Below are 2,787 nucleotides of genomic sequence, written 5' to 3'. Positions count from 1 at the left end.
ATGGGATGGTCTCCTGGTTGATGGTTGGTCCAGCAACCAAACCATCTCATCAGGAGGCCATTCCGGCCAAGACCCGCCCATCTCCCGCGTCAGCGAGTTAGTTCAATCCCCCGACAATTCGCAAAATGCGGAAAAATAACAAATAGAGCGAGATCCGTTTCAGCCTGAGCGCATCCCACTCTAGCCTGGCGAAAGTTTCCCTGGATTATTGCGCCGGGGTGTCCGGCATGCCTAGAGCCGGCATTCGCTTCATTTTGTCTTCTACATTTCTATCCGTTGGCGTGCCCTCTGAAACCTTGGTTTCACACGAATCGGTGTCCACCATTTGCACGACGGTCCTGCCCACGTGACCTGGATCGTCGGTCACAAGCTTGACCGGGCAACGCAATGTGAGAAAATAATTGGTTGCACCGTCCAAAATTTGGCCTCTTGTCCAACAATGGCCTTCCAGCATTTCGGTGCCGGTGTGCTGGTAAACAGCGTCAGGCGGAGGTGCTGGAATCCCATCTTCGGGATGGAGGCTGATCGACACCACTCCGAGTTTCATCGCCTGCTTCCCAACATCGCTTTCATCAATAATGCTTGCACAGATGTCCGCCTCGCTTGCGGTCGCTGGAAGTGGCGTGCTCACGGCATCGTCCGTCTGACCTGTATTCTCGCCGACGGGGTTTCCGCCACTGCAAGCGGTCGATGCGATCGTGGCCATCAGCATTAGCAGTGCACTCCGCCTCATCGTTCGAATCCCTTCGGTTTGTTGCGAGATAGAAGGCAATTACCACCCTAGCCGCCACAGGCGAACCCGTGATGCAGTCAAGTCGTACCTTGTCGATGTTGCCGATGTTGAAGATGTGGAGCGGGGTGGCCGGGGACAGGCTGTCGCTTGGCTCGACCACCTCGCGCGATGCGCGCCGATAAAGGCCATTTCAAAAGGCCATCTCATAAGACTCTATTCGGAGCGGATAGAACCTCGTATAGGCCTTCGTGTGCAATTGCAGCATGGTGTTCGGACAATTTCCGTCAATCCTCGATCCAGGGAATCATGAAGTGGATCAAGGCCAAGGGCATCGAAGTGGTAATTTACGAGCCGGCGATGGCCGAGGAGTAATTCTTCGGCTCGAAGGTAGGGCGCGACCTTGGGGCGTTCAAACAGGAGTGTGACGTGATTATCGCCAACCGCATGACAAGCGAGATCGAGGACATACAGGAAAAGATCTTCACACGCGATTTGTTTGGATCGGATTGAAGCGGTGCCCACAGCTCTTGTCACTGGCTCGGCCGGTTTTATCGGTTCGTTCGTCTGCGAACGACTGCTTCGCGATGGCTTTCGGGTTATTGGGGTCGACGCCATGACCGACTACTATGAGGTATCGCTCAAACAACAGCGGCAGGCAAGGCTGCTCCAGTTCGAGCACTTTCAGACTGTCGAGGACTACGTCGAGACGCCAGGTCTACTAATGGACCTATTCGCGCGCGAGAAGCCGGACGTCGTGGTACACCTCGCCGCGCAGGCAGGCGTGCGCTACTCGATCGAAAACCCACGCTCGTACCTGGAAAGCAACATCGTCGGCACTTTCGAACTGCTCGAGGCGGGTCGGGCTCATCCGCCGCAACACATGCTGCTGGCCTCCACCTCCTCGGCCTACGGCGCAAACACCGAGATGCCCTATCGGGAGACCGACAAGGCGGATCACCAAATGTCGTTCTACGCCGCTACCAAGAAGGCGACAGAGAACATGGCGCATAGCTATGCGCATCTGTTTGACCTGCCGGTCACCATGTTCCGCTTCTTCACGGTCTATGGGCCATGGGGACGTCCAGACATGGCACTCTTCAGGTTCACGAAGGCGATCCTCAAAGGCCGGGCGATCGACGTCTACAATTATGGCGACATGAAGCGCGACTTCACCTACGTCGAGGATCTGGTGGAGGCGATCCGCCTGCTGATCGACGTGCCACCTGCCCGACCGGCAGAAGGCGAAGCCGTGGCTGCAGGCGACAGCCTTTCGCCGGTTGCACCATGGCGAGTGGTGAACATCGGCAACTCCGACGCGGTACAGCTTACTGACTTCATAAAGGCGATTGAGGAGGCAACGGGCCGTAAGGCGGAACGCAATTTGATGCCGATGCAGGCCGGTGACGTGCCAGCGACCTGGGCCGATGCGGAACTTCTAAAATCGCTTACCGGATATGCTCCCGGAACCAGCGTTGGCGAAGGCGTGGCCAAATTTGTGAAGTGGTACCGAGAGTATTATCGGGATCAATGAAGTTTGATTGTCATGTTCGTGATCAAGGGTGTCAATCGGCGTCCAAAAGGGACTCACCTTGCGGTTTGGCGCTGGTTTGATGCGTGCCGCGCATTTCGCGCTGGCGCAGGCGTAGGGAGGGCGGAGCCCGACCGGAGGCGGCGCCAGCGCGAAGTCGGTTTTCCTTTTGGTCTTAGCTGCGGTTCTTGAAGCGCCAGCTGTCGTTGCCGGTCTCGACGATGTCGCAGTGGTGCGTGATGCGGTCGAGCAATGCGGTTGTCATCTTGGGGTCGCCGAACACGGTGGGCCACTCGCCGAACGCCAGGTTGGTGGTGATGATCACCGAGGTCTTTTCGTAGAGCTTGCTGATCAGATGGAACAGCAGCTGCCCGCCCGATCGAGCGAACGGCAGGTATCCCAGCTCATCGAGGACGACCAGGTCGAGCCGGCCTCATCTCGACTTTGTACGTTTAGGTAGCGAAGCACAGTGCCTGCGCCATACGTATGACGCGATTTGTCGGAATATATTGCGGTTCGCGGTGCG

General features: G+C 57.2%; 2 protein-coding genes and 2 pseudogenes. 2 read left to right on the top strand and 2 right to left on the bottom strand.

Features of this window, described 5'->3' with window-relative positions:
• Positions 1–205 precede the first annotated feature (205 nt).
• Entirely contained in the window at positions 206–712 is a 507-nt protein-coding gene (locus BM052_RS19175) for a hypothetical protein (RefSeq protein WP_091149463.1), read from the bottom strand.
• Between the two features lie 291 nt (positions 713–1,003).
• Here BM052_RS19175 and BM052_RS20360 point away from each other — a divergent pair.
• Positions 1,004–1,243, top strand: a pseudogene (locus BM052_RS20360) (UDP-glucose 6-dehydrogenase); the annotation flags it as partial.
• Positions 1,244–1,247: 4 nt separating this feature from the next.
• Entirely contained in the window at positions 1,248–2,264 is a 1,017-nt protein-coding gene (locus tag BM052_RS19165) for an NAD-dependent epimerase/dehydratase family protein (protein ID WP_091149465.1), read from the top strand.
• Between the two features lie 172 nt (positions 2,265–2,436).
• Here BM052_RS19165 and BM052_RS19160 read toward each other — a convergent pair.
• Positions 2,437–2,691: pseudogene (locus BM052_RS19160) on the bottom strand (ATP-binding protein); the annotation flags it as partial.
• Positions 2,692–2,787: the final 96 nt, after the last annotated feature.

Origin of the sequence: Novosphingobium sp. CF614 (assembly GCF_900113255.1) — a bacterium.
Classification (GTDB): Bacteria; Pseudomonadota; Alphaproteobacteria; order Sphingomonadales; family Sphingomonadaceae; genus Novosphingobium.
The sequence above is the reverse complement of the archived record's forward strand: the minus strand, read 5'-3'. Positions and strand labels throughout refer to the sequence as shown.